Below are 22,922 nucleotides of genomic sequence, written 5' to 3' on the forward strand. Positions count from 1 at the left end.
TCATGTTTGGCCTTGTTGGTACGGGCGTCCATGCTAGCCCATCGTGACACCCATGGCTTGCGTTTGCTTACATAGTGCCCTCCTAAGGGGGGGCGCCATTTGTCCGGTAAATCCGTATAGTTCTTCCTTATCAACGGCGGGCACTCAACACGACACGCCGATGCCTTCAAGGCATACCGAGGGTGGAGAACTACAAAAACAATAGGGGAAAAACGCTGTCATCACCGCGAGGCACAACGCGGGATTGCAGGGGAGGAAAAGCGGCGGGCTATGTACCCGCAGCGAATATCAAACCGGTCGACCCGTGTCGATCGGTTTTTTTTTGACCTCAATCCGAGTGCGCCTCAACTTGAACGTACTACCCGATTTCGCCCCCCGCGTTTGGCTTCGTACAAAGCCTGATCGGCGACTTCGATGAACTGGGTGGGTCTGGTGTCCTGCGTGGGTACAAATGAAGTGATTCCCACGCTGATGGTCACGATCCCGAACGTGGATTTGGCGTGGGGTTCGCGGCGGGCTTCGATCGCCGCCCGCACGCGCTCGGCCACGACAAAGGTACCGTTCAGATCCGTGTTGGGCAGCAGCAGCACGAACTCTTCGCCACCATAGCGCGCGATCAGATCTGACCCCGCGCGCAGGCCCGTGCGCATGAGGCTCGCCACCAGTTGCAGGCAGGTATCGCCCCCCTGATGGCCGTAATGGTCGTTGTAGAGCTTGAAGTGATCGATGTCGATCATGACCAGGCCGACGGGGGATTTCGTGCGCTTGGCGCGCAACCACTCGGCATCCAGCGCTTCGTTGAACTTGCGGCGGTTGGACACCCCCGTGAGGGCATCTGTCGAGCTCAATAGCTCCAGCCGCTTGTTGGCCTCTTCCAGTTCGGCGGTGCGGGCCGCTACTTTTTCTTCCAGCGAGGCATACAAGAGGGCGTTGTCCAGCGACACCGAGAGTTGCCCGGCGATCAGGGACACGGCGTCCAGACGGTCTGAAGAAAAGGCGCTGCGGCTGAGGCGGTTTTCCAGCAGCAGCATGGCTTTGAGCTCGCCCTGGCTGATCACGGGCAGCAGCAACATCGAGCACTGTTTGACGCCGTCGAAGTACGGGTCACGGCTGAAGCGTTCGTCTTTGGTGGCTTCGGCCAGCAGCAGCGGCTCGCGCATGCGCTCGGCATACTGGAACACCGACAGGGGCAACTGACGGTGCTGGGCCGCTGCGTCCAGGCTGAGCTTGGTGGTCTTGTCACCCTCATGCGCAAAGACTTGCCAGGCATCGCCTTCGTCAGACCTCACAGCCATCGTCACGGAGGCCGCGCCGGTCATGGCGCCCAGCACTTTGCTGACGCGCTTGTTGAGCTTGTCCAGGCTGGTCTCGGAGCTCAGGGCCTGTGATGCGCGCAGCACGGACATCACGTCGACCATGTCGGTGGAGACGATGGTGCTGCGGCTGCCTGCGCTGGATTTGCGGGCTGTGCGGCTGCGCAGGAAGCTGAACTCGTCGGCCATCTGGGCCACCTTGGCCTTGGCGCCCCAGGCGGCATACAGATCCTGTGCCGCGTGTATCAATGGCCTGCCGGTGGCTTCCATGCCCTGGCTGAGATGGAAGCGGGCGGCACGCTCGGTGATCAGGGCGCGGTGCCAGGGACGGGTGCGCTCGGCAGCCGCGTTCATGGCGTTGTTGAAACCCGTGGTGGCCGCCCAGTGCTCACCAACGGCCCAGGCGCGTTCGGCATCCAGCCACAGGTGCAGGTGGTGGAAGTTGGCCGGTGCGTCCTTGGCACGGCGCTTGAGCCACTTCAGCGACTTGTCCAGATCGGCCAGCAAAGGGAGGCGCTCCTCCGAGTCCGCACTCAAGCTCTGCAGCCGTTGGGCCAGGGCCAGCGCATAAAAGAGATGCGTGCGCGAATAGATGTGGTTGCCGATGGCCCGAGGCAGGAGCGGCATCGCCGCGCAGGCGTGTTGGTACAGCTTGGCTTCATCGTGAAAGATGGCTGCAGACAGGGCGCGCCCCACGTGGAAGTACGAGCCGGCAATGGGTGGGGCCGAGATAGAGGCCTCGTGAGTGGCTTCATCAAACTCCGCGTCATTGAAGGAGCCCGGCGTGCTGTCGGGTGGCATGTCGCCATGCAAGGCTTTGTATAGCTGGTAAGCCGGGCGGTGCATTTGCAGGAAGTTGTGGTCGCCCAGCCGGGCAGCTGCCCCGAATGCGGCCTTGATTTCATCCAGGCAGCCATCGATACTGGGTGAGATTTCAAACAGCGTGGTCCACAAACCGTACGTGAACATGCCATATTGAAAGTCTCCGGCCTGGAACAGTCCTTCGCGCGCTTTGCGAATCATTGGCACGGCTTCTTCAAGCGGCTCGTACCAGTGCGATACCCAAAAGGCGTGCAAGAAGCGCGTCACTGAAGTGGCCGGTTCATAGTGCCGGGCTTCGCCTACTTTCAGCAGATGGCGGCTGAGCGTGTAGGCGCCTTCATAGTCCTCCGCGATGGCCATGAGCTGTATGGGGGTGGAGCTCAAGGTCATCATCAACGCTGGACAGGGACCGTGCTCTACCCACAAACGATGACTTTCCATGGTCAGCCAGGAGCCAATCTTGGCCGCGCAGAAGTAGGCTGCCACTTGGGTCTTGCTCAGTACCTTGGCCATGGCCAGGATGAGCGGGTCCGTCACTTCGGCGCGCGTGAGGTCTTGCTCTTTGTCGGGGCTGGCGATCCAGGTGGCCATCTTGAACAGGCTCATGCCAATGGACGTCTTGATGTCCTCGGGTTGCGCCAGGCCCAGCTCCTTGAGAAGCCCCAGACCCAGCGCCACGGCGTCCTTGTGGCGGCTGCGGTTGCTCAGGCTGGCGATTTGCACGGTGGCCATGTCCACGAGCGCCATGGGGGCCGGTTGGCTGGCCACGAGGGCGTCATAAACCTGGTCAGCCTCGTCCAGCCGACCCAGCCCATACAGCGCAGCGTGGCGATCGGCTTGCAGCTTGAACAGGCGTTCTCGGTCGGCTGCGTTCAAGTCGATGCGCGACATCAGGTGGATGGCAGCAGACAGGAAGCGCTCGCACAGGTCGTAGTTGATGACGCGGTTGATAGCGGACGCTTCCTGGAACAGCTCGATCACCCGGTGGCATTCAACGGGGTCATCAATGGCTTCGTGCGCGGGCAGATACTGCTTGGCGGCCAGGGCTGACAGCTTGGGGTGTGCAGCGAGGCGGCGCGCCAGCGCCAGCCGGACTCGCGACTGACTGCTCTGATCCAGCATGCGTTCGTGCGTGGCTTGTTGCACACGGTCGTGCCGGAAGCGGATCTGGTTTTCGTGGCTGTTGTGGGCCACGATCAGGCCGTCTTCCAGTGCCGGCGCCAGTTGGCGCTCCATGAGGTCCATGTCTCGCCCACTTGCCAGCGACAGCAGACTGGTCGTGACTTCGCCGCCCAGGCAGGCCAGGATTTCCAGCAGTTCGTGCGCAGGTTGGGGGAGGCGGTCAATGCGGCGGCCCAGCAGGCCCACCACATCGCAGTCGCCCACGAACTGGCGGATGGCGGCATCGTTCCAGTGCCAGTTGCCTTGAGCAGGCGTCAACAGGCCGTCATGGCGCAAGGCGTTGATGAGTTCGACCGTGTCGTAGGGGTTGCCTTGCGTGCGTTCGTACAAGGTGGCGCCCAGGCGGCGGGCATCGCGATCAGGCAGGCGCAGCATGTTGCCAATCAACTGGCCCAAGTCCTGATCGGGCAGGTTGCCCAGCTCCATGATGGGGGGGGCAACACCCAGCTTGGCCCAGCGCGCCAGCATGGCGGACAGTGGGTGCGCGGCATCTACTTCATTGCCTCGGTAGGCGCCAACGATGAGCAGGCCTTGCAGCTCTTTGTCATGGGTCATCAGCGCGTCCATGAAGCGCAGCGACACGGCTGGCGCCCATTGCAGGTCGTCCACGACCAGTACCAGGGGCTGTTCGGGTGACACCACGCTCTTGAGCATGTCGACTGTGGCCTGGATCATGCGGCTTTCGGCTTCAACCGGGTCGTCCACCTTGATCCTGGGCAGTTTGCCCAGCAATACGGCGAACTCGGGCAGCAGCGAGGGGCCCAGGCCGGCATTGGCGCCCAGGGCCTTCAGGATGCGCATGCGGTGGCGTTCCAGGGTGGCCTGGGGCTCGGCCAGCAGCAGTCTGCCCAAAGCGCGCAAAGCCTGCACAAAGGCCGAGGTGGTGTCGCGTTGGTATTGTTCGAACTTGCCCGTCACGAACCAGCCACGGCGCGCTGTCACCATGGGTTGCAGTTCGTTGATCAGGGCGCTCTTGCCTACGCCGGGTGCGCCAGAGATCAACAGCGCTCGCCCTTCACCGCGCGCCGCACCATCAATGGCCTCTTGCAGACTCGCGATTTCTTCGGTGCGGCCGATCAGCGCCGACGGTGGTGACAGGCGCAGCGGGAAGTCATCCTGGCCAAGCGGGAAGCTCTGCGCGGGCTGATCCTGATCGAGTCGTTCACGTAAGCGCACCAGGTCGTGGCACAGGCCTTCGGCGCTCTGGTAACGCTGGTCGGCTTCCTTTTCCAGCAGGCGCATGATGATGTCTGACAGCGCCAGCGGCACGCCGGGGCGAGCCAGCGCAGGGGCCAGGGGTTGGCGGACGAGGTGGTCGTGGATCAGCTCCAGCAGGTCGTCACTCTCAAATGGCTTGTGGCCAACGGTCAGTTCATAAAGGGTCACGCCCAGGGCATACAGGTCCGAGCGTTGGTCCACAGCGCGGCCAGTGCGGCCGGTCTGCTCGGGCGCCATATAGGCCAGGGTGCCGGCAATGTGGTTCTGGTGCACAAAGCCCAGGCGCTCCTGGGCAAAGCAACTGGCGATGTTGAAATCGATCAGTACGGGTCGACGCTCGGCGCCCACCAGCAAGATGTTGGCGGGGTTGATGTCTTTGTGGATGACGCCGACGCGGTGCATGGCCGCCAGGGTGTGGCTCAGCGCCCAGGCGAGGCGGACGATGGCGTCGACGGTGAGCTTTTCAGTCAGCAGCAGCTGAGCCAGGGGGATGCCACCCTCGTCATGAAAAACCAATGCGCCCGCCGTCTGATCCGGTAAGAGTTTGACCACACCGGGGACCGAGGTGAGTCGCTCCAGAATCGAGGCTTCGTGACGCAGGCGGGTCTGGGCATCGGCACCCAATGCCTGTTTGATCACGATCGGGCCTTGCGCTGTCTTGCGCCGGGTGATCAGCGTGCGCTCGTTCTTGTAGAGCACCTCGTCATGCGCTGGCGCAGGCCCCTCGGACGAAGTAGCAAGTTGTCGTGTGTCTGAATGGTCCATCGTGCGCGCACCTTCGTGGTTGCAGGCCCGATCGCCCAAAGTGTGACGTCTTTCACGGTGCCATCGTGCGGACGTGCGGCGGGCAGGCCTGTGGTCGGATTTCGGACGAAAACCGCGCCAACTGAAGGGGTTTCAGTGCCGGGTGACCAGGCACTTTGCGGCAAATCAGGCAGCCTTGATCTCGGCCTGAAACCAGCGGTCCAGCCCATCCCAGATGAACATCAGGTGCTCGACCACCTGGTCGATCGGCTGGCGAAAGCCGTTTTGTACCCAGATCAGGCAGGCCTGCAGGGACGAGCCGATCAAGGCCGCACCAATGATTTCCAGCTCGATGTGGGCGGGCAGTTTCGGATAGATCAACCCGGCCAGATGGGCCATGGCCTGGGCTTGCTGATTGAGTTCGGGGTTGCTGCGGATCGTGACGTGGCGCCAGTAACTGGACGCGTCGACCAGCAAGATCTGGGCTCGGCGGGGGTCTTCCTGCACGAAATGCAGAAAGGCGCGCAGGCCGGCCTGGGCCAGCATCCTGGTGTCGAGGGCGGTCTGGGCCATGGCGGAGCCCGTGGCGGCGAGCGCCTGTTTGCTGAGCAGCTTGAAGGCCGCTTCATAAGCATCGGCCGCGCTGCTGAAGTGTTCCGCAAAGTAGCGTTCGGCCAGCCGGGCTTCATGGCAGATGTCGCGGATGGTGACCTTGCGCAGGCCCAGGGTGCCAAAGACCTGAATCGCTGCGCTCAGCAGCTTTTCGCGGCGTTGATGCATGCGCTCCTGCGCTGACAGGCCACCATAGCGGCGATCGGATTTGGCCGTGGTTGTATCGGCATGGCTCGCCGTGGCGGTGGAATGCTGGCTGGGCATGGCAAGGACTTCAAGACGGGGCGATTTGCTAGCGGCAATAACAAATCAATTATCGAGAAGGGCATGCACCTGACATGCTCGGGTTATCGCGTCATGCATGGCACGCAGGGGCGGATTCGCGTCATCGCCCTGCCCGCGGTTTGGCTGCGGCGGGGGTTTTCTCTGAGCCCGGAACAGTGCGTGCGCACCTCAGCCGTCGATGGGGCGGGCTGGCGTATCGAGGATCAGTTGATAGAAGTCGATGTCCAGCCAGCGGCCGAACTTGAAGCCGGCTTGCCTGAGCGTGCCGCTATGCGAAAAGCCCAGCTCGACGTGAAAGCGTTTGCTGCCTTCATTGGCACTGTCGATCACGCCGATCAAGGTGTGTGCGCCTTGTTGCCGGGCGTGTTCGATCAGTGCCTGCATCAGCACGTGGCCCAGCCTCTGGCCGCGATGGGCCTTGTGCACATAGACCGAATGCTCGACGCTGTACTTGTACGCCGGCCAGTTGCGAAAGCTGCCATAGCTCGCAAAGCCCAGCAGCGCCCCGGCCTCATCTTCCAGGCCCAGAACCGGATAGCCACCTTGCTGTTTGGTGGCAAACCATTGCTGCATCTGTTCGGCCGTGCGCGGCTGGTAGTCGTACAAGGCCGTGGTGTGGACGATGGCCTCGTTGAGGATGTCCAGGATGGCCTGCGCGTGGCGCTCGGGCGTGCAGTGAACCAGCTTGGGTGCCATGTCTGTGGTCGATGATCAGGCCGCGGCGAGGCGCCACAGCGAGGTGATCTCTGCGGCACGCGCGCGGTGCAGCGGATCGTTGGCGTCCTGCGCCTTGGGGTGACGAGGCCGGGCATCCAGCTTGCCCACCACTTGCAGGCCGGCGCCGCGTATCCAGCTTTGCAGCTCGTCCGGGCCGCGCAGGCCCAGGTGCTCGGCCAGATCGGACATGATCAGCCAGCCTTCGCCACCGGGCGTCAGGTGGGCCTTTAAACCAGCCAGGAAGCCGCGCAGCATGCGGCTGTCGGGGTCGTACACCGCGTACTCGATGGGCGAGCTGGGGCGAGCCGGCAGCCAAGGTGGGTTGCAAACGATCAAAGGCGCCTGGCCTGGTGGAAACAGGTCAGCCTCGATCACCTTGACCTGCTTGTCCAGCTTGAGGCGGTGCAGGTTCTCCTGGGCGCAGGCCAGGGCGCGGGCGTCCTGATCGGTGGCGGTGATCCTGGCGATGCCGCGTGAGGCCAGCACGGCGGCGAGCACACCAGAGCCTGTGCCGACATCGACCGCCTCCTGGATGCCTGCGGGCAAAGGCGCCTGCTGGACCAGGTCGACATACTCGCCTCGCACGGGTGAGAACACACCATAGTGCGCATGAATGCGGCCGGATCCCTTGCCCTTGAGGGCCTCGATCGCCACGCCCTTCTTGCGCCATTCGTGCGCGCCGATCAAGCCCAGCAGTTCGCGCAAGGAGGTCACGTAGGCTTCGGTGCCTGGCCCGTAGCCTTCCAGGCACGCTTGTTGCACGTCCGGCGCACGGCGCAGGGGGATGGTGTGGTCGGCGTTGAAGGGAATCAGCAGCATACCCAGGATGCGGGCGCGGTGCGCCAGGCGTTGGCGATGCTGGTGAAAGGCCAGGCCTGCATTGGGTGGCTCGTCGCGCTTGTTGGCAGCGCCGCGCTTGGGTGCGGCGGCCTTGTCGAGCCGACGCGTGAGCGCTTGCAGCAAATGGCGCGCGTTCTGGAAGTCACCCGTCCACAGCAGACCAGTGCCTTCGCAGGCGAGCTTGTAGGCCTTGTCGGCGGGCGTGGTGTCGTCCACCAGTAACACGCGTTGGGGCGCGGGCACGGCGGCCTCCGAGCGCCACAGGGCGCTGGCCAGACTGCCGTCTTGCTGGGTCCAGTGAAGGTGGGTGTCTGCGCTCATGGGGTGCCTGGTGGGATAGGGCGGCAGTGTAAGGTACCCCCTGGCTGGCGCATTTGAACACTTCCGTGATGCAGCCACCCATGCGAAACTGATCGGCCTGCCATGAAGATGTTGCGAACCCCCAGCGTGGACCGAAGGTTTTTTCAGGCCACGGCCGATGCCATGGCCGGGTTCGGCATCGACCTGGATGAGCTGTGTGCCGCCCAGCGCATCGCCAATCCCTTGCATCTGGAAGGCGAGCGCCTGCCGCTGGAGCTGGTGTCGCAGGTGTACATGGCCGTGGAGCGGGTGGCGGCTGATCCTGCCTTCATCTACATGCAGCCCGAGCAGGTGACGCACGAGGGATCCTCGGTGCTGTTCGCGTTGGTGAGCTGTTGCGCCACGCCGGCCGACATGGTGCGCATGATCTGTCGCTACTCCTCCATCGCCAGCGACGCGGTGAGCTATGAACTGGCGGACGACGGTGATCGCCTGCGCATGCGGGTGGTGCCTGACAGCCGTGTCTTCGTGTCTTTTCACCAGATCGAGATGGCTGTGTGGTTCATGGTGCAGTGGCTGCGCCAGCTCAAGGCCCTGACCGGCATCAGCATCGATTGCAGCGTGCAGTATGCGCATGCGCCGCGCTTCGATCAGGCGCGTTATGCCGAGATCTACAAGCTGCCCCTCAAATTCGAGGCCGATCGCACCATGCTGACCTTTGGCGGGCCGCAGTTGCACAAGGCGGTACCCGGGCAGGACGAGCGCATGCTGGCCTACTACCGCGCCCAGGCCGAGCGTTACGAGCAAAGCACCCTGTCTCACGGTGACTTTCCGCGCCGGGTGGCCATCCTGTTCATGCAGCGCATGGCCTTTGGCAAACCCGATGCGGCCGACATCGCCGCGCAGTTGCACATCAGTGTGCGCACCTTGCAGCGCCGCCTGATGGACGAGGGCAGCAGCTGGAGCCAGGTGTCTGACGAGGCGCGCCAGATGGTGGCTTGCCGGGAACTGCAGCAGGCAGCGCGCCCCTTGTTCGAGATCGCCTTGCTCACCGGCTTTGCCGATCCGCGTGCCTTCATGCGGGCCTTTCGGCGCTGGACGGGCCTGACGCCATCCCAGTATCGCAAGCAGGTGCAAGACGGTAGCGACGAAGGATGACCTGAGGGTTTGACCGGTGCGGCGTGGCGCATCCGGTCACTTCCGTGTTGGGGCGCCCCATGCGCCAATGGACACCAGCAGCACGCAGCCCGTGCGTGTCACCAACAGAACCCTTGCCGAGGAAGTGCCATGTCTTTGAACCGTCGTCTGATCGTCTCCGTGTGTGCGGCCGCCAGTGGCCTGGCCGTCGCGGCCGAGCCCAACCCCAATCCCAATCCCTGGTTGGCCGACTCACCCTGGCCCATGACCCACAGCCAGCCTGGCGCGCCCGATTCCAGCGTCTACCCCGGCCCGCAAAGCGCAGCCCAGCTGGGTGCGCCGCAATATGTGGCCACGGGCTACATCAACATCACGCAGGCCATGTCACCCCAGTACCCGGATGGCAACCGTGTGTACTGGGGCTCGAACATCTCGGATGTCTACAAGCTGGCCGTGGTCAATGGCAAGCTCAAGAAGCTGGCCTCGCTGGCCAAGCCTGGCAACACCTTGAGCAACCTGGGCAGCCCCACTTCAGGCGCCTATACGCTGGTGGACAAGGACAATGTGTTCTACACCGTGCGGGGCACGTCCTTGCTGGCCTACAAGGATGCCGTGGCGGGACAGCTTGATTCGCCGATCGTGCTGGCGCGCCAGTTGACCCTGCCGGCTTCCGTGACCACCAGCGACGATGCGGTGGTGGGGCTCAATCTGATGTGGGATGGGCGCCTGGCCTTCGTGACCCGCAAGGGCGTGGCCGGTGTGGTCAACCGCGATTTCACCGGGCTGCAAACCGTGGTGCTGGGTGCGGGCGATGAAGAGGTGTCCAACTCGATCGCGGCCGATGAGCAAGGTGGCATCTACATCGTCACCTCCAAGGCCATGTACCGCGTGCAATGGACAGGCCGCCAGTTGTCGCTCGACGAGGCCACGGGCGCCTGGCGGGCCGAGTACAACGGCGGCTCGGCCGGCACGGGCGGTGGGCGGCTGGGGGCCGGTTCAGGCTCCACGCCCACCATCATGGGATCGGGTGAGCAGCGCTTCGTGGTCATCACCGATGGCGCCAATGTGGCCAACATTGTGCTGTTCTGGGCGGACCGCATCCCCGCAGACTGGAAGCCCATCGCACCAGGCAAGAGCCTGCGCATGGCTGCCGAGATGCCGGTCAACTTTGGTGACCCCAAGCGCACGGCGACCAAGTCCGAGCAGTCGGTGGTGGTGAGCGGTTATGGCGCGGTGGTGGTCAGCAACGATTACCGCAACACATCCCTGCTCAGCGGTGGCACGGGCGTGGCCCTGATTGACCAGGCCATGAACGGCGCGATCGTGCTGATGAGCGGCACAACCAAGGTGCAGCCCTGGGGCGTGCAGAAGTTCACCTGGGACACGGCCGCACGCCAGTTGCGCAGCGCCTGGGTCAACACGAAGGTCAGTTGCCCCAACGCCATCCCCACGGTCAGCGAGCCCAGCCAGCGCTTCTATTGCGTGGGTGCGTATCTGGGCATGTGGACCATCGAGTCGCTGGACTGGCGCACCGGTGGCGACCACTTCCGCAAGCTCATCGGCATGCTGCCGCGCTACAACAGCTTCTATGCGGCCACGCAGCTCACGGGTGATGGTGGTCTGATCTACGGGTCGTTCGACGGTGCGGTTTACCTGCCAGCCGCACGCTGAGGGGCCGCGTCATGTACATCCATCAACTGAAGCCTTGGGTGTCAGCAGGCCTGGCGCCCGTGCTCGCGGCCTTGTGCCTGGGTGCGGCACATCAGGCTGGCCACGCCTGTACCCCTGCGGCCACCACGCCAACGCGCAACGCGCAAACCGGCAAGTTGGAGATCTCGCTGGGCAACTGTGCCGGTGCCGGCAAGGCCTGGGATAGCCAGTTCGACAGCTCGGCTTCGCAAGCCACCTTCTACCCGGATACGAACGCCAATTACTGGGTCACCGGCCTGCCATCCTTGAAAGGGCAAGGGGCGCATTGGGAGGTGCGCGGGCAGATGCCGGACGCCCGCTTCTCGTCCTTGCAGACCTACACCATCCGGGGCGATCGCATGGGTGTGCTGGTGGATGAGGATTACCAGGCCAACCCGGGCAGCGTGAACTGGATCCGCCAGTCCGGGCGCTACGCCCGTGCGACATCCCATCAGTACACGGCCACGCTGCATCAGGTGGGCGCGGAGGTGAGCTTGCCCAAAGGACAGTTGGTCATCAGTGACGAAGCTCTGGGTTCGGGCAAGGTGCCGGTCGCCTTGCTGGCCTACCGTGTCTATCCCAACCTGAGGCCGAACGGCTCGGTGGTGCCGTCTGACATGAAGGCCACCAACTGGGTGGCGCGTGGACAGGTGGCTTTGCCCGAGATCGTGTATGTGGTGGATGACACGGCCCTGCCACACTTCACCAGCAGCGATCAGATCTTCAAGGACACGCAAGCCTCCACCTTGCTGGGAAAAACCATGGCGGGCGTTGAAGCGCTGGCCGACGTGGCTGCACCGTTCTTGTCATTGGTCAAGAACCTGCCCGCGCCGCTGTGGGCTGATCCCGTCCGCTGGCAGGCCAATGCTGGTTTGCAGACCAATCTGCGCGGCATGATCAATGCGGCCGAAGCGCCCATCGCATCGACCCTTTGGCAAGCCACCTTGAGCAAGCTGCCCAACTTCAGTGGCTTTGACAACGCGGCCACACGTTACTTCGTGGGCGGTATCCATCCCGCCAGAGGCCAGGTGCTGGTCACGCGCTTCAAGGCGGCCACGGTGGCTGACCCGGATCGCGGCGAGGCCATGATGCCTGCGGCCGAAAGTGCCCGGCAGGTTCGGTACTGGTCCATCTGCCTGAACAACACGCTGAGCCTGTATGTCACCGGCTGCATCAGGGACACGGCTGTGAAGACCGATGCCAATGGCGATGTGACCCTGGTGTTGAGTTCCGGCAGCAGCGCCCCTGTGGGGCCTGATGGCTTGCCTGCTGCGAACTGGTTGAAGCATGCTTCGCCCAATGAGTTGCTGTTGATCCGCTATATGTGGGCTTCTGCCGGCTTTGCGGCGTCACCGACCGCGTACACGGGCCATGCCGATGACACGGCAGCACTGGCCGCCTGGTCCCAGGCGTATTACCCGCGCAGTACGTATTGCTCGCTCAACAACTACCGCTACAACGCCTGTACACGGGTCTTCACGCCTGCGCAGGAGCGGCTCTATCAACTCAATCCGAGCCTGTTGGGCAAGGCAGGTTGAGGCGCCAGGGCGGGACAAACCCGCGCTTTGCGCCCCGTCGCAAAGTCGGCGCGCCGCATTGAAAGACGGGCCTGTGCAGCCTGAGAAGAATCGAGCCCATCGAGTCTCGATCAACTCAAGCACACAGGACCCATCATGACCCACACCTCATTCAAGGCCGCGCGCATCGCGTCCGCCATCGCCATGTCGCTCGTCGCGGCGTGCCAGGCGCAAGCCGCATCAACTTATGCCGCCACACGCTATCCCTTCGTGCTGGCACACGGCACCACCGGCTTCGATCACATCGGCCCCGTGGACTATTTCTACGGCATCACCAAGGACCTGCAGGCCAATGGCGCCAAGGTCTACACCACGCAGGTCTCTGCATGGCATTCGAGCGATGTGCGTGGCGAGCAGTTCCTCATTCAGTTCAAGAAGATCCTGGCGGTATCAGGCGCGGCCAAGGTCAATCTGCTGGGCCACAGCCAGGGCGCGCAGACGGTGCGCTACGCCGCCGGCATCATGCCCGACCGTGTGGCCTCGGTGACCACGGTCAACGGCGTGAACTTCGGCTCGCCCGTGGGGGATCTGGCGGCCAGCGCCAGCAAGCTGGGTGGCCCGGCTGCCACAGCGATGGTGACCTCGCTCGTCAACGCCTTGGGCAAGCTCATCGACACCCTGGCCGGAGACCCTTCGCTGCCGCAAGACACCGAAGCCTGGATCGGTTCGGTCTCCAACGCCGGTGCCGATGCCTTCAATGCCCGCTTCCCGGCTGGCTTGCCCGCCACACGCTGTGGGCAAGGCCCGGCCAAGGCCAATGGCATCAGCTTCTATTCATGGGGCAGCAACAAGGTCAGCACCAACCTGCTGGACCCGCTGGACCTGATGACCAGCCTGACCTCGCTGGCCTTCCTCGGCAAGCCCAACGATGGTCTGGTCGGCCAATGCGACAGCCACCTGGGCACCGTGATCCGCGACAACTACCCGATGAACCACTTCGATGCCGTCAACCAGGCCATCGGCTTGCGTGGCTCGTTTGACCCGGTGCCGCTCTACCGCCAGCATGCCAACCGCTTGAAGCTGCAAGGGCTGTGATCGTGGCGGGGCGTTTCGAGGTCGTGAACACGATGAACACGCGCAGGAAGTGGCTCGGTGGTGGTGTGTTGGCCATCACCTTGATGGGGCTGCTGTGGGCAGTGCGGTCGCCGCAGGGGCCTGCCCTGGCTGACGAGCCCCATCCCGCAAGCGGTGTGGCCTCATGGTTCAAGGCCGCGTCTGGCAACGCCCCGCCTGCGCAAGATGTGCCGGCGTTCAATACCGGGCTGGAGGACTTGCCACCTTCTTTGCAAGGAACCGAAGTGGATGGCGAACTGCGCGAAGATGCGCAAGGCCGTCTCGTGGTCACGCTCGGTGTGCGCAAGCTGTTCGACTACTTCCTGTCCACTCGGGGCGAGCAAACCGATGTGACCTTGATCGCCCGCATCCGTGCCTACATCAACAGCCACCTTCGGCCCGCTGCGGCCACACAGGCCCAAGCCTTGTTGGACAGCTATCTGCGCTACCTTCAGCAACTCGATGCCATGGGGCGCCCCTCGGGTGGCGATGCGGTCGCCGCGCTCACGCAACGCTTGCTGGCGCTGGAGAGACTGCGCGCGGCCAGCTTCAGCCCGGAGGTCGTGCTGGCCTTCTTTGGCGACGACCGCGCCTATGACCACTACACCGTGGACAAGCTGACCGTCATGGCCGATGCCAGCCTCACGGGGCCTCAGAAGGCCGCTCGCATTCAGGCGATCCGGCAAAGCCTGCCCGCTGAGTTGCGCGAACAACTGGATGCAGCGGAGCAGGTTCAAACGCTCGATCAGCTCACCGCTCAGTGGACGAAGCGTGGTGGGCCGCCAGCCGAGTTGCGCCGCATCCGCGAAAACCTTGTTGGCCGGGACGCCGCAGACAGGCTGGAGGCCTTGGACCTGGAGGAGGCTGCCTGGAACGTCCGCGTCAGCGAACACATGCAGGCGCGTGCTCGGATCCTGTCCGATGGGACTCTGTCAGAGTCGACCCGACGTGAGCAACTGCAGGCGCTGCGTGCTGCGCAGTTCAACGGGCCAGATCGCCTGCGTATCGAAGCGCTGGAGCGCATGGTTGATGTCACGACCAAAGGCTCATGAGTCAGAACAGCGCCAGCTCAACTTTTGCAGGTGGGCTGATTTTTGCCGAGCGGCAGATCACTTGCGCCTGCGCACAAGGCCGTGACAGGTTCAGGGCGTTTTCGCATCAGGGAAAGCGTTGCACATCGTGGCAAATGAATGGCCTCGATGGTGAGTGACTTGGGTGGATCGGCCCCCTACGATGGGCCGCCAATCAAGTCAAGCCGATGGGGAGGTCCTGCCGGCCATCTCCATGAACGGGGCCGTCATGACTGCACATCGAGTTCATCGTGTTCTTGCCATTTGTGCACTGTTTGCCGCATGCACGTCGTGGGTCCATGCGGCTCAGGATGCTTCTGTTGATCTGAACGTGGCCGTGGCGCCAGCGCGTTGCGGACCGGGCTCCCTGCCGGAAACGGGTTTGCAAGGTCAGGTGCCTTTGCAGGACCGGCTCAATGGCCGCAGCCGGCAAGGCTATCGCTGCAATCTGGAGCTGGTTGGGCAATACCAGGGTGAGGGGTCGGGCACCATCAGTGACGTGGGCGGGCACTGTGCCTACCTGTCCACCTCGTCAGCTGGTCGCGGCAAGAAGAAGTCACCGGGCGTGCAGGTGGTGGATGCCTCCAACCCTTCCACGCCTGTGCTGGTGCGGGCATTGGCCACACGCGCCTTCGAGTTGGGTACCTGGGAGTCGCTCAAGGTCAATGAGGCTGGCACGATGCTGGCTGGCGCGGGCGTCGGGACCCTGATCGGTGCGGGCAAGCTCGATCTGTATGACATCACCGACTGTGCCCATCCCCGCTTGCTCAATGGGGCTGATTCCGGTGACTCCTTGCCGGTGACCAATGTGGCTCATGAGGGTGAGTGGTCGCCCGATGGCCACACCTACTGGACCTCCGGCCTGGCCGGGGGCACGCTCAGTGCAATTGACGTGAGCAATCCCGCCAAGCCCAGGAACATCTACTTCGGCGGCTCGTCCATCTTTGTCAACCACGGCATGTCCTTCAATGCCGATGGTACGCGCATGTACCTGGCCAGCATCTTTCCCGCCGGCATGGTGATCCTTGACGTCAGTGACATTCAATACCGCAAGGCTTCGAATCCCCGAGTCAAGCAGATCGCCCGCATCACGTGGCAAGACGGCTCCACCACGCAAAGAGCCGTGCCGGTCACCATCCAGGGGCGACCCTATCTGATCGCGATTGACGAGGTGGGGGCGCAAAGCCTGGGAGGCGGTATCCGTTTCATCGATATCTCGGATGAAACCAACCCCATCATTGTTTCGCACATCCGCCTGGCGATTCAACTCAAGGCGCATGCAGATGTCGCCAGGCTGGAGGGCGCAGGCAACGGCCTCTTCAAGTACGACGCGCACTATTGCGCCGTCGATAGCAAGGTGAACCCGACCGCGCTGGCGTGCGGCTACTTCCAGTCCGGCATTCGCGTGTTCGACATCCGCAACCCGCTCAAGCCCATGGAGATCGCCTACTTCAATCCGCCCGCCCAAACGGGCAAGAACGCGCAGTTGCCTGGATCGGACCATGCCATGTCGCCGGCTTTCGGCTCCATCCTCGATAACAAAATCTCCGACCCTGCGTTGCTGCTGCTTCAGGCCAGCAAAAGCAAGCAGCCTGACTTGACGGCGGATTGGTGCTCGTCCGCCCCCAAGTTTGTCAACGGGCAGCTGTGGGCGACATGCAATGACAACGGCTTCATGATATTGAGATTCACCAATGGCGCTTATCCAGTTTCCCGTTGAAAGCCAGCGAGCCAGGACGCTGACCTTGATCACCATGATCGCACTGGGCGCGGTGGTGATCAGCAGCGTGAGCTGGATGGCGCGGTCTGTGCAGCGTGGCAATGCGATGGATTCGCGCGCCATGGCCGCATCCACCGCTACTACAGCGGAGACGGTGCTGGTGCGGCAAGGCCCGGTGGATGTGGGATTTGCGCAAGACATGTCCGTGCATCACGAGCAGGCTTTGACCATGGCACATCTTGCGCTGACCCGAGGCTCGCCTCGCGTGCGTTTGCTGGCACAAGGCATCGTCACGCAGCAACTCAAAGAGATCGGCTACATGCAGGGCTGGTTGCTGCTGTGGCAGGCGCCGGGCCTGGCGCCCAACGATGAGATGCGCTGGATGCGCGATGCCTATGCCGGTGCTGCCCGTCGTGACGTCACGTATGAGCAGTTCATCGACAATTGCGCGCAAGGTCGTGGCATGCCGGGCATGGCCTCGCCACAAGAGCTGGAGGCCTTGGCGGCCGCCTCATCACCGGCTGCTTTTGATGCGGCCTTTCTGGCCCTGATGGTTCGTCATCATCAGGGGGCTGTCGTGATGGCCCGTTTCGTCTCCGAGAACGCGCAGCTGGATCAGGTGCGTGGTTTTGCCAGGGCGATGGCCGCCGAGCAGCAATTGGAGATGGCGCAGATGTTGAGTTGGTTGCGGGCGTCGTGAGGGCTGTCCAACCATGCCCTCACGAGGCCGAATAGGGGCAGGCCAAACAAGGCCAATGGATTTCTGCGACGATTCGCGACTGCCTTTCACGTGTGGGGTTATGTCGCGATGGCGACGTGTGGCTGGCGCGCGGTTTGTCGTGCGTGATGGTTTGGAACGCCATTTCCGATCGAAACCTCTATGACGTCAAAGCACTTGCCACCCTATGCTTCCGTTCAGGACTCTATTCAAACGAACCGCCTATGCCATTCCAAGCCGCCATCGTCGATCTAGACGGCACCATGGTTGACACCCTGGGAGATTTCGTCGTCGTTCTCCAGCACACCTTGACCGATGTGGGTTGCCATCCTGTCGAGTTGGCCCGTGTGGACCGCGCCTTCATCGAACTGACCGTGGGCAAAGGAACCGAAGATCTGGTGCGTCGCAGTCTGGCCCACGCCTGGGGCCTGTTGCCCGATGATGCCGACGTGACCGGAGCCTTGCCGCAGGCCCTGCACCACTACCACGAGCACTACCCCCGCCTCAATGGCGAACACTCCGAGGTCTTTCCCGGCGTGCCAGAAGGCCTGCGCCAGTTGCGCGAGCTTGGCGTGCCACTGGCCTGCCTGACGAACAAACCCACGGCCTTTGCCAAACAGTTGCTGGAGCGCAAGGGCCTGCTGGGCTACTTCGATCAGGTGTTTGGCGGGGATGCCTTCGAGCGCAAGAAGCCCGATCCATTGCCCTTGCTCAAGACCTGCGAAGCCTTGGGCACCACGCCTGCCGCGACCTTGATGGTGGGCGACTCCAGCAATGATGCGCAAGCCGCACGCGCGGCGGGCTGCGACATCCTGTTGGTGACCTACGGCTACAACCACGGCCATCCCATTCAAGACGTGCCGGCCGTGGCCCATGTGCCGCGCCTGGACCAAGTAAATTGGCCCGCCGTGTTAGGGCGGGCCAATGGCTGATTCAGTGCGCTGATTGGGTGATTACTGCAGGGCGTCCAGCACAGGCGGCGCCTTGTAGTCCAGCAGGGCGTCCTTCAAATCTTGCGTGACGGGGCGGTTGCCCAGCCAGGTGCGCAGCACCGCAGGGAAGAAGCCCGCGTCTTCCAGGGGCAGGCCGGCAGGTTGGGCGTTGACGAAGAACATGGTGCCGCGCTTGGGCACGAATTCGATCGAAAACACGTCGCCGGGGTTCAGTCGCTTGATGCGCGAGAACTGTTCACCCATGATGCGGATAGAAGGGATCAGCTTGAAGAATTCTTCGCGGCTGCTGTTGTTCTCGATGCCCTTGGTGATGACCTTGCCCAGTTCGTCCACGCGCATGCCTTGCAGCATCACGAAGCGCAGTTGCTTGGGGCCACCGGTGGCGAAGATGGCTTCGGCCTTGCTGGCTTTCTGGGGCACATACAGGCCCACCGTGTACAACTTGGCCACGGCGCGGTAGCTGATGCCGCTGCCGTTGATGGTGAGGTTGGCGCCTTCGACCTTGATCGTGGGGGGGTAATGCACACCCACCACATCGGCACTTTGAGCCTGGGCCACGTGGGGCAGCCCCAGCGCGAGTGCCAGGCCGGCTGTGGCCAGGGCTTGGCGCCCGATACGGGACATGGCAGCGAGAGTCAACGACATACGAATACTTATAAGGCGTCCTGTTGTGTGAAGCTTGGATGACGTCGAGGTCAGATTGGCTCCGAACAGGAACTGTACTGGTAAGAGATTGTTACTCGTTCAACGCGAATCACAATCTGGGTTTGCCCTTGAAGGCATGGCTCACTCAAGGGGGGTACGTTTTGATCATTTGGCGCCAAGAGCGCCCTGCTACACTGTTTTGATGTTCATCTCGCGCAAACAGACCAAAGGTTCGCACGACCGGGGGGCATGGCCCTGGCGACGCTGACTCCCTATTTCTTGTCGCTCAGTGCGTCGCGATCATAGCGGCGCGCTCACTCGGCAAGGGGCCCTCCACGTCACAACGGTAAGAGGGCGTAAACAGAACGGGTGGATCCGCTCCTAAAGGGGGTGTTTCACAAGATGACATATGTGGCGCAAAGCCGACTGATGCTGGCGCTGCCGGGCTCGGAGTCCCCAAACCATGATCACTGAACAAGCATTCAATGCCCTGGCCGCTGAAGGCCACAACCGCATTCCCCTGGTCGCCCAGGCCCTGGCCGATCTCGATACGCCGCTGTCGCTCTACCTCAAGCTCACCAAGGGGCAGCCGCTGAGCTTCCTGCTGGAGTCCGTGGTGGGCGGCGAGCGCTTTGGTCGCTATTCCTTTGTGGGCTTGCCGGCACACACGCTGGTGCGGGCTACCGGTCGCCAGGTTGAGGTCGTGCGTGATGGCACGGTGGTGGAAACGTTCGACGGCAACCCGCTGGATTTCATCGCCACCTATCAGCACCGCTTCAAGGTGGCGGTGCCTCAAGGTCTGCCGCGCTTTTGCGGCGGTCTGGCCGGCTACTTTGGCTACGACACCGTGCGCCACATCGAGCATCGCCTGGCGAAAACGCACAAGCCCGGTGGCATCGGCACGCCCGACATCCTGCTGCTGCAGTGTGAAGAGCTGGCCGTGATCGACAACCTGGCCGATCGCCTCTTCCTGATCGTGTACGCGGACCCCTCCCAGCCGGGCGCCTACGCCAAGGCGGTTTCCCGCATTGCGCAATTGCAGGCGCAGCTCAACGAAGTCGTGCCGGTGCCGCCCATCACGGCTGGCGAGTCCTACCCTGTCGAGCGCCACTTTGCCAAGGCTGATTTCGAATCGGCCGTGCTCAAGTGCAAGGAATACATTGCTGCGGGTGACTGCATGCAGGTGGTGATCGGCCAGCGTCTGCAAAAGCGCTTCACGGCTTCGCCGCTGAGCCTGTACCGTGCACTGCGTTCGCTCAATCCGAGCCCCTATATGTATTACTACGACATGGGCGATCACCATGTCGTGGGTTCGTCGCCCGAGATCCTGGTGCGCCAGGAGAAGAACAAGGATGGCGGCGAGACGGTCACCATCCGCCCGATTGCCGGCACACGTCCGCGTGGCACCACGCCCGAGCAGGATGCCGCCAACGAGAAGGAACTCCTGGCCGATCCCAAGGAGCGCGCCGAGCACGTCATGCTGATCGACCTGGCCCGCAACGACATCGGCCGCATTGCGAAAACCGGTTCGGTCAAGGTCACCGAGGCCTTTGGCATCGAGCGCTATTCGCATGTGATGCACATCGTCAGCAACGTCGAAGGCACGCTGAAAGATGGCATGACCGGTCTGGACGTGCTGCGCGCCAGCTTCCCGGCGGGCACCTTGAGCGGTGCACCCAAGATCCGCGCGATGGAAATCATCGACGAGCTGGAGCCTGTGCAACGTGGCGTCTATGGCGGTGCCGTGGGCTACCTGAGCTTTGCGGGTGACATGGACGTGGCCATCGCCATCCGCACCGGCGTCATCAAGGACCAGACCCTGTACGTGCAGGCAGGTGCCGGCGTGGTGGCCGATTCCGTGCCCGAGCTCGAATGGCAAGAGACCGAGGCCAAGGCCCGCGCCGTGGTGCGGGCGGCCGAGATGGTCGAACAAGGCCTGTGATGTGATCCTTTTGGCGATCGGGTCTGATGGCCTGGTCGTCAAGGGATATCCCCATTTCAGTGCGCCTGCGGGTGCGTCGATATACCGCTTCATCCTTCATTCAGGACGCAGCGCTCGACGTGCTCTACACCTTTGCGATCTACATGGCTGTGACCCTGGGCACCGGGGTCGCCTTGCTGCTGGTCTGGCGGCAGGATCGCGCGCAGACGTTCACGGCCTTGCTGGGCCTGTCGCACCTGATCTGGACGTTCAACCCACTGGCCTATCTGGCCACACGCAGCGCCGATCCCATGTGGCATCACATCGGTCTGGTCGGGCTGGTGCTGGTGGGCACCACCTACCTCAGCCTCTTGTCACTGGGCTTCATCCATCTGTCGGGCAGGCGTTTCAACAGGTGGAAATTGCTGGCGACGGGCGGCTTCCTGTTCGTGTTTCACGTCGGCCTGATCCTGGTTGAGCTGCATTGGGCGCAACTGGGGTTTGCGGCGCTGAACACGGTGATCGGGCTGGTAGTGGCCTGGTGGTTGCGCAAGCAGGGCCCGGGCGAACGGGCCAGCGGGGTGTTGATCGTGCTCTGTGGCCTTAACCAGTTCACCTATGTGTTGATGGGCGAACCTGGTGCCATGCTGCAGACCACGATTGCCGCGGCGCTGCGCCTGTTGCTGGGCATGTCATTGATGTACGCGGCGCTGACGCGAACCGGGCAGGCTGTGCAGCGCCTGCATGATCGCTTCTTCGAATTGACCGAACGCTCACCCCAGGGCGTGACCGTGGTGCGCAAGGGCATGGTGGCCTATACCAACCCAGCATTCCGAGAGCTTTTCGGCATGCGCAAAGAGACGCCAAGCCCACCCGTGTTTTCGCCGCGCTGGGTGGAGCTCACCGTGCCCGAAACCGAACGTCAGGGCGCCGAGATCATCGCGCGACGGGTGCTGGACGGCCAGCTTCAGCAGGCCGAATGGCATGGAGAGCGGATCTCGCTCGATGGCCGACGCCTGCACCTGCGTTTCAAGGCCTGGCAGGTGGAGTGGGACGGTGCACCAGCCTTGCAGGTTGTCGTCACGGATGACACGGCGCGCGTGGATGCCACACAGGCTTTGCTGTGGCGGGCCACGCATGACGAGCTGACAGGCCTGCCCAATCGCAGCGCCTTGTTGCAGCGCCTGCGCGAACTGTTCGATGACCCTGCTCGCCCGGCGTTCGCGCTGATCCTCATGGACGTGGACCGCTTCAAGTTGTTCAACGAAGCGCACGGGCAAAGTGTGGGTGACGATGTGCTCAAGGTGCTCAGCACCGATCTGGCCAGACGCTTCGTGTACCAGGCGCAGGTGATGCGCATGGGCGAGGATGAGTTCGCCGTGCTCATTGAATGTGAGGATGCGGTGACCGTGGCTGAGCGGATAGCCCAGGAGGTCAAGGCCATGTTGCGAGAGCCTTTGGTGCTGCCCGCACACCGCTTCTTCCTGGACGTGTCCATGGGCGTGGCCAGCCATCCCTCCTCTGCCCAGGATGCCGAGGCCTTCCTGCAAGTGGCGCACGCCGCCATGCATGATGCCAAGCGCTTGCCCGGCACGTCCGTGCAGTGGGCGTCCGCAGATGGGGCGCAAGGCCTGGTGGCCTTTTTCAGTGCCGAACAGGCTTTGCGAGCCGGCTTGCAGAACGACGAGTTCAAACTGGTCTATCAGCCCAAGGTGGCCGCCAAGTCAGGCAAATTGCTGGGCTTCGAGGCCCTGGTGCGCTGGGATCGCCCTGGGATCGGGCGCATCAGCCCGCTCGACTTCATCCCGGCAGCAGAGCGCAATGGCCTGATCGTGCCCTTGGGCGCGCTGATCCTGCGGGAGGCTTGCCAGCAGTTGGCCGCCTGGCGCGATCAGGGCTTGAATCTGGTGCCCGTGGCGGTCAACGTGTCGCCCCTGCAATTGCTGGATGCGACCTTTCCGGAGTCCGTTCTGGCGATTCTGGGTGAGTTCAAGCTGCCACCGAGTTGCCTGACCCTGGAGATCACCGAGACGGCTGCCGTGGCGCACATGGATCAGGCCAACGAGCAGATCAGCCAGTTGCGCAAGGCCGGCGTCGAGGTGGCGCTGGACGACTTCGGCACCGGTTTTTCATCGCTGAACATGCTGCGCAGCCTGCCGCTGCGCACGGTCAAGATCGACCGCAGCCTGATCGATCCCATGCCCAATCAGGAGGCCAACGCCGTGGTCAAGGCCATTTGCGATCTGGCCTCCGTGCTCAGCCTGGATGTGGTGGCGGAAGGGGTCGAGACCGAGGAGCACGCCAGTGCGGCTGTTCGCGCAGGTTGCGATGTGCTGCAAGGTTTTCTGTTTGCCAAACCGCTGGAAGTGGACGAGGCCACGCGCTGGTTGACGGATCGCTATTGAG

General features: G+C 63.1%; 15 protein-coding genes. 10 read left to right on the top strand and 5 right to left on the bottom strand.

Annotated features, from left to right (window positions below; genetic code table 11):
* Positions 1-344 precede the first annotated feature (344 nt).
* From HY836_RS05850 to HY836_RS05865, 4 genes are all read right to left on the bottom strand, one after another.
* Complete coding sequence (locus tag HY836_RS05850; protein ID WP_290674494.1) at positions 345-5,300, bottom strand: diguanylate cyclase; 4,956 nt, start codon at positions 5,298-5,300, stop codon at positions 345-347.
* Positions 5,301-5,465: 165 nt separating this feature from the next.
* A complete protein-coding gene (locus tag HY836_RS05855) occupies positions 5,466-6,155 on the bottom strand; it encodes a TetR/AcrR family transcriptional regulator (RefSeq protein ID WP_290674496.1) in 690 nt (229 codons plus the stop codon).
* Positions 6,156-6,344: 189 nt separating this feature from the next.
* Positions 6,345-6,872 (bottom strand): GNAT family N-acetyltransferase, encoded by a 528-nt coding sequence (locus HY836_RS05860; RefSeq protein ID WP_290674498.1) that lies wholly within the window; start codon positions 6,870-6,872, stop codon positions 6,345-6,347.
* A 15-nt stretch (positions 6,873-6,887) separates the two neighbouring features.
* Complete coding sequence (locus HY836_RS05865) at positions 6,888-8,054, bottom strand: class I SAM-dependent methyltransferase (RefSeq protein WP_290674500.1); 1,167 nt, start codon at positions 8,052-8,054, stop codon at positions 6,888-6,890.
* Between the two features lie 102 nt (positions 8,055-8,156).
* Here HY836_RS05865 and HY836_RS05870 point away from each other — a divergent pair, with 102 nt between their 5' ends.
* The 8 genes from HY836_RS05870 to HY836_RS05905 all read left to right on the top strand — a co-directional run bounded on the left by HY836_RS05870 (position 8,157) and on the right by HY836_RS05905 (position 17,929).
* The gene (locus HY836_RS05870; RefSeq protein WP_290674502.1) at positions 8,157-9,191 is read left to right on the top strand and encodes an AraC family transcriptional regulator; all 1,035 of its coding nucleotides are present in this window, start codon (positions 8,157-8,159) and stop codon (positions 9,189-9,191) included.
* 129 nt (positions 9,192-9,320) lie between these two features.
* On the top strand, positions 9,321-10,841 hold the full coding sequence (locus HY836_RS05875) for a hypothetical protein (RefSeq protein ID WP_290674504.1): 1,521 nt from the start codon (positions 9,321-9,323) through the stop codon (positions 10,839-10,841).
* A gap of 11 nt (positions 10,842-10,852) precedes the next feature.
* Positions 10,853-12,397: a hypothetical protein gene (locus HY836_RS05880; protein ID WP_290674506.1), complete on the top strand. Its 1,545-nt coding sequence runs from the start codon at positions 10,853-10,855 to the stop codon at positions 12,395-12,397.
* A gap of 135 nt (positions 12,398-12,532) precedes the next feature.
* A complete protein-coding gene (locus HY836_RS05885; protein ID WP_290674508.1) occupies positions 12,533-13,471 on the top strand; it encodes a triacylglycerol lipase in 939 nt (312 codons plus the stop codon).
* A 32-nt stretch (positions 13,472-13,503) separates the two neighbouring features.
* Positions 13,504-14,541 (top strand): lipase secretion chaperone, encoded by a 1,038-nt coding sequence (locus tag HY836_RS05890; RefSeq protein WP_290674510.1) that lies wholly within the window; start codon positions 13,504-13,506, stop codon positions 14,539-14,541.
* 247 nt (positions 14,542-14,788) lie between these two features.
* A complete protein-coding gene (locus HY836_RS05895; RefSeq protein WP_290674512.1) occupies positions 14,789-16,279 on the top strand; it encodes a hypothetical protein in 1,491 nt (496 codons plus the stop codon).
* 34 nt (positions 16,280-16,313) lie between these two features.
* Positions 16,314-16,979 carry a DUF305 domain-containing protein gene (locus HY836_RS05900; protein WP_290674551.1) on the top strand — a complete coding sequence of 222 codons (666 nt, stop codon included), beginning with the start codon at positions 16,314-16,316 and terminating at the stop codon, positions 16,977-16,979.
* Positions 16,980-17,221: 242 nt separating this feature from the next.
* Entirely contained in the window at positions 17,222-17,929 is a 708-nt protein-coding gene (locus HY836_RS05905; protein ID WP_290674514.1) for an HAD family hydrolase, read from the top strand.
* Between the two features lie 21 nt (positions 17,930-17,950).
* Here HY836_RS05905 and HY836_RS05910 read toward each other — a convergent pair whose 3' ends face one another.
* Positions 17,951-18,595 (bottom strand): chalcone isomerase family protein, encoded by a 645-nt coding sequence (locus HY836_RS05910; RefSeq protein WP_290674515.1) that lies wholly within the window; start codon positions 18,593-18,595, stop codon positions 17,951-17,953.
* 463 nt (positions 18,596-19,058) lie between these two features.
* On the opposite strand from HY836_RS05910, the gene trpE reads away from it, so the two are divergent.
* Entirely contained in the window at positions 19,059-20,537 is a 1,479-nt protein-coding gene (gene trpE, locus HY836_RS05915; RefSeq protein ID WP_290674516.1) for an anthranilate synthase component I, read from the top strand.
* A 71-nt stretch (positions 20,538-20,608) separates the two neighbouring features.
* Entirely contained in the window at positions 20,609-22,921 is a 2,313-nt protein-coding gene (locus HY836_RS05920) for a bifunctional diguanylate cyclase/phosphodiesterase (RefSeq protein ID WP_290674517.1), read from the top strand.
* Position 22,922 lies beyond the last annotated feature (1 nt).

The sequence above is a fragment of the Aquabacterium sp. genome (assembly GCF_016234775.1).
Classification (GTDB): Bacteria; Pseudomonadota; Gammaproteobacteria; order Burkholderiales; family Burkholderiaceae_C; genus Aquabacterium.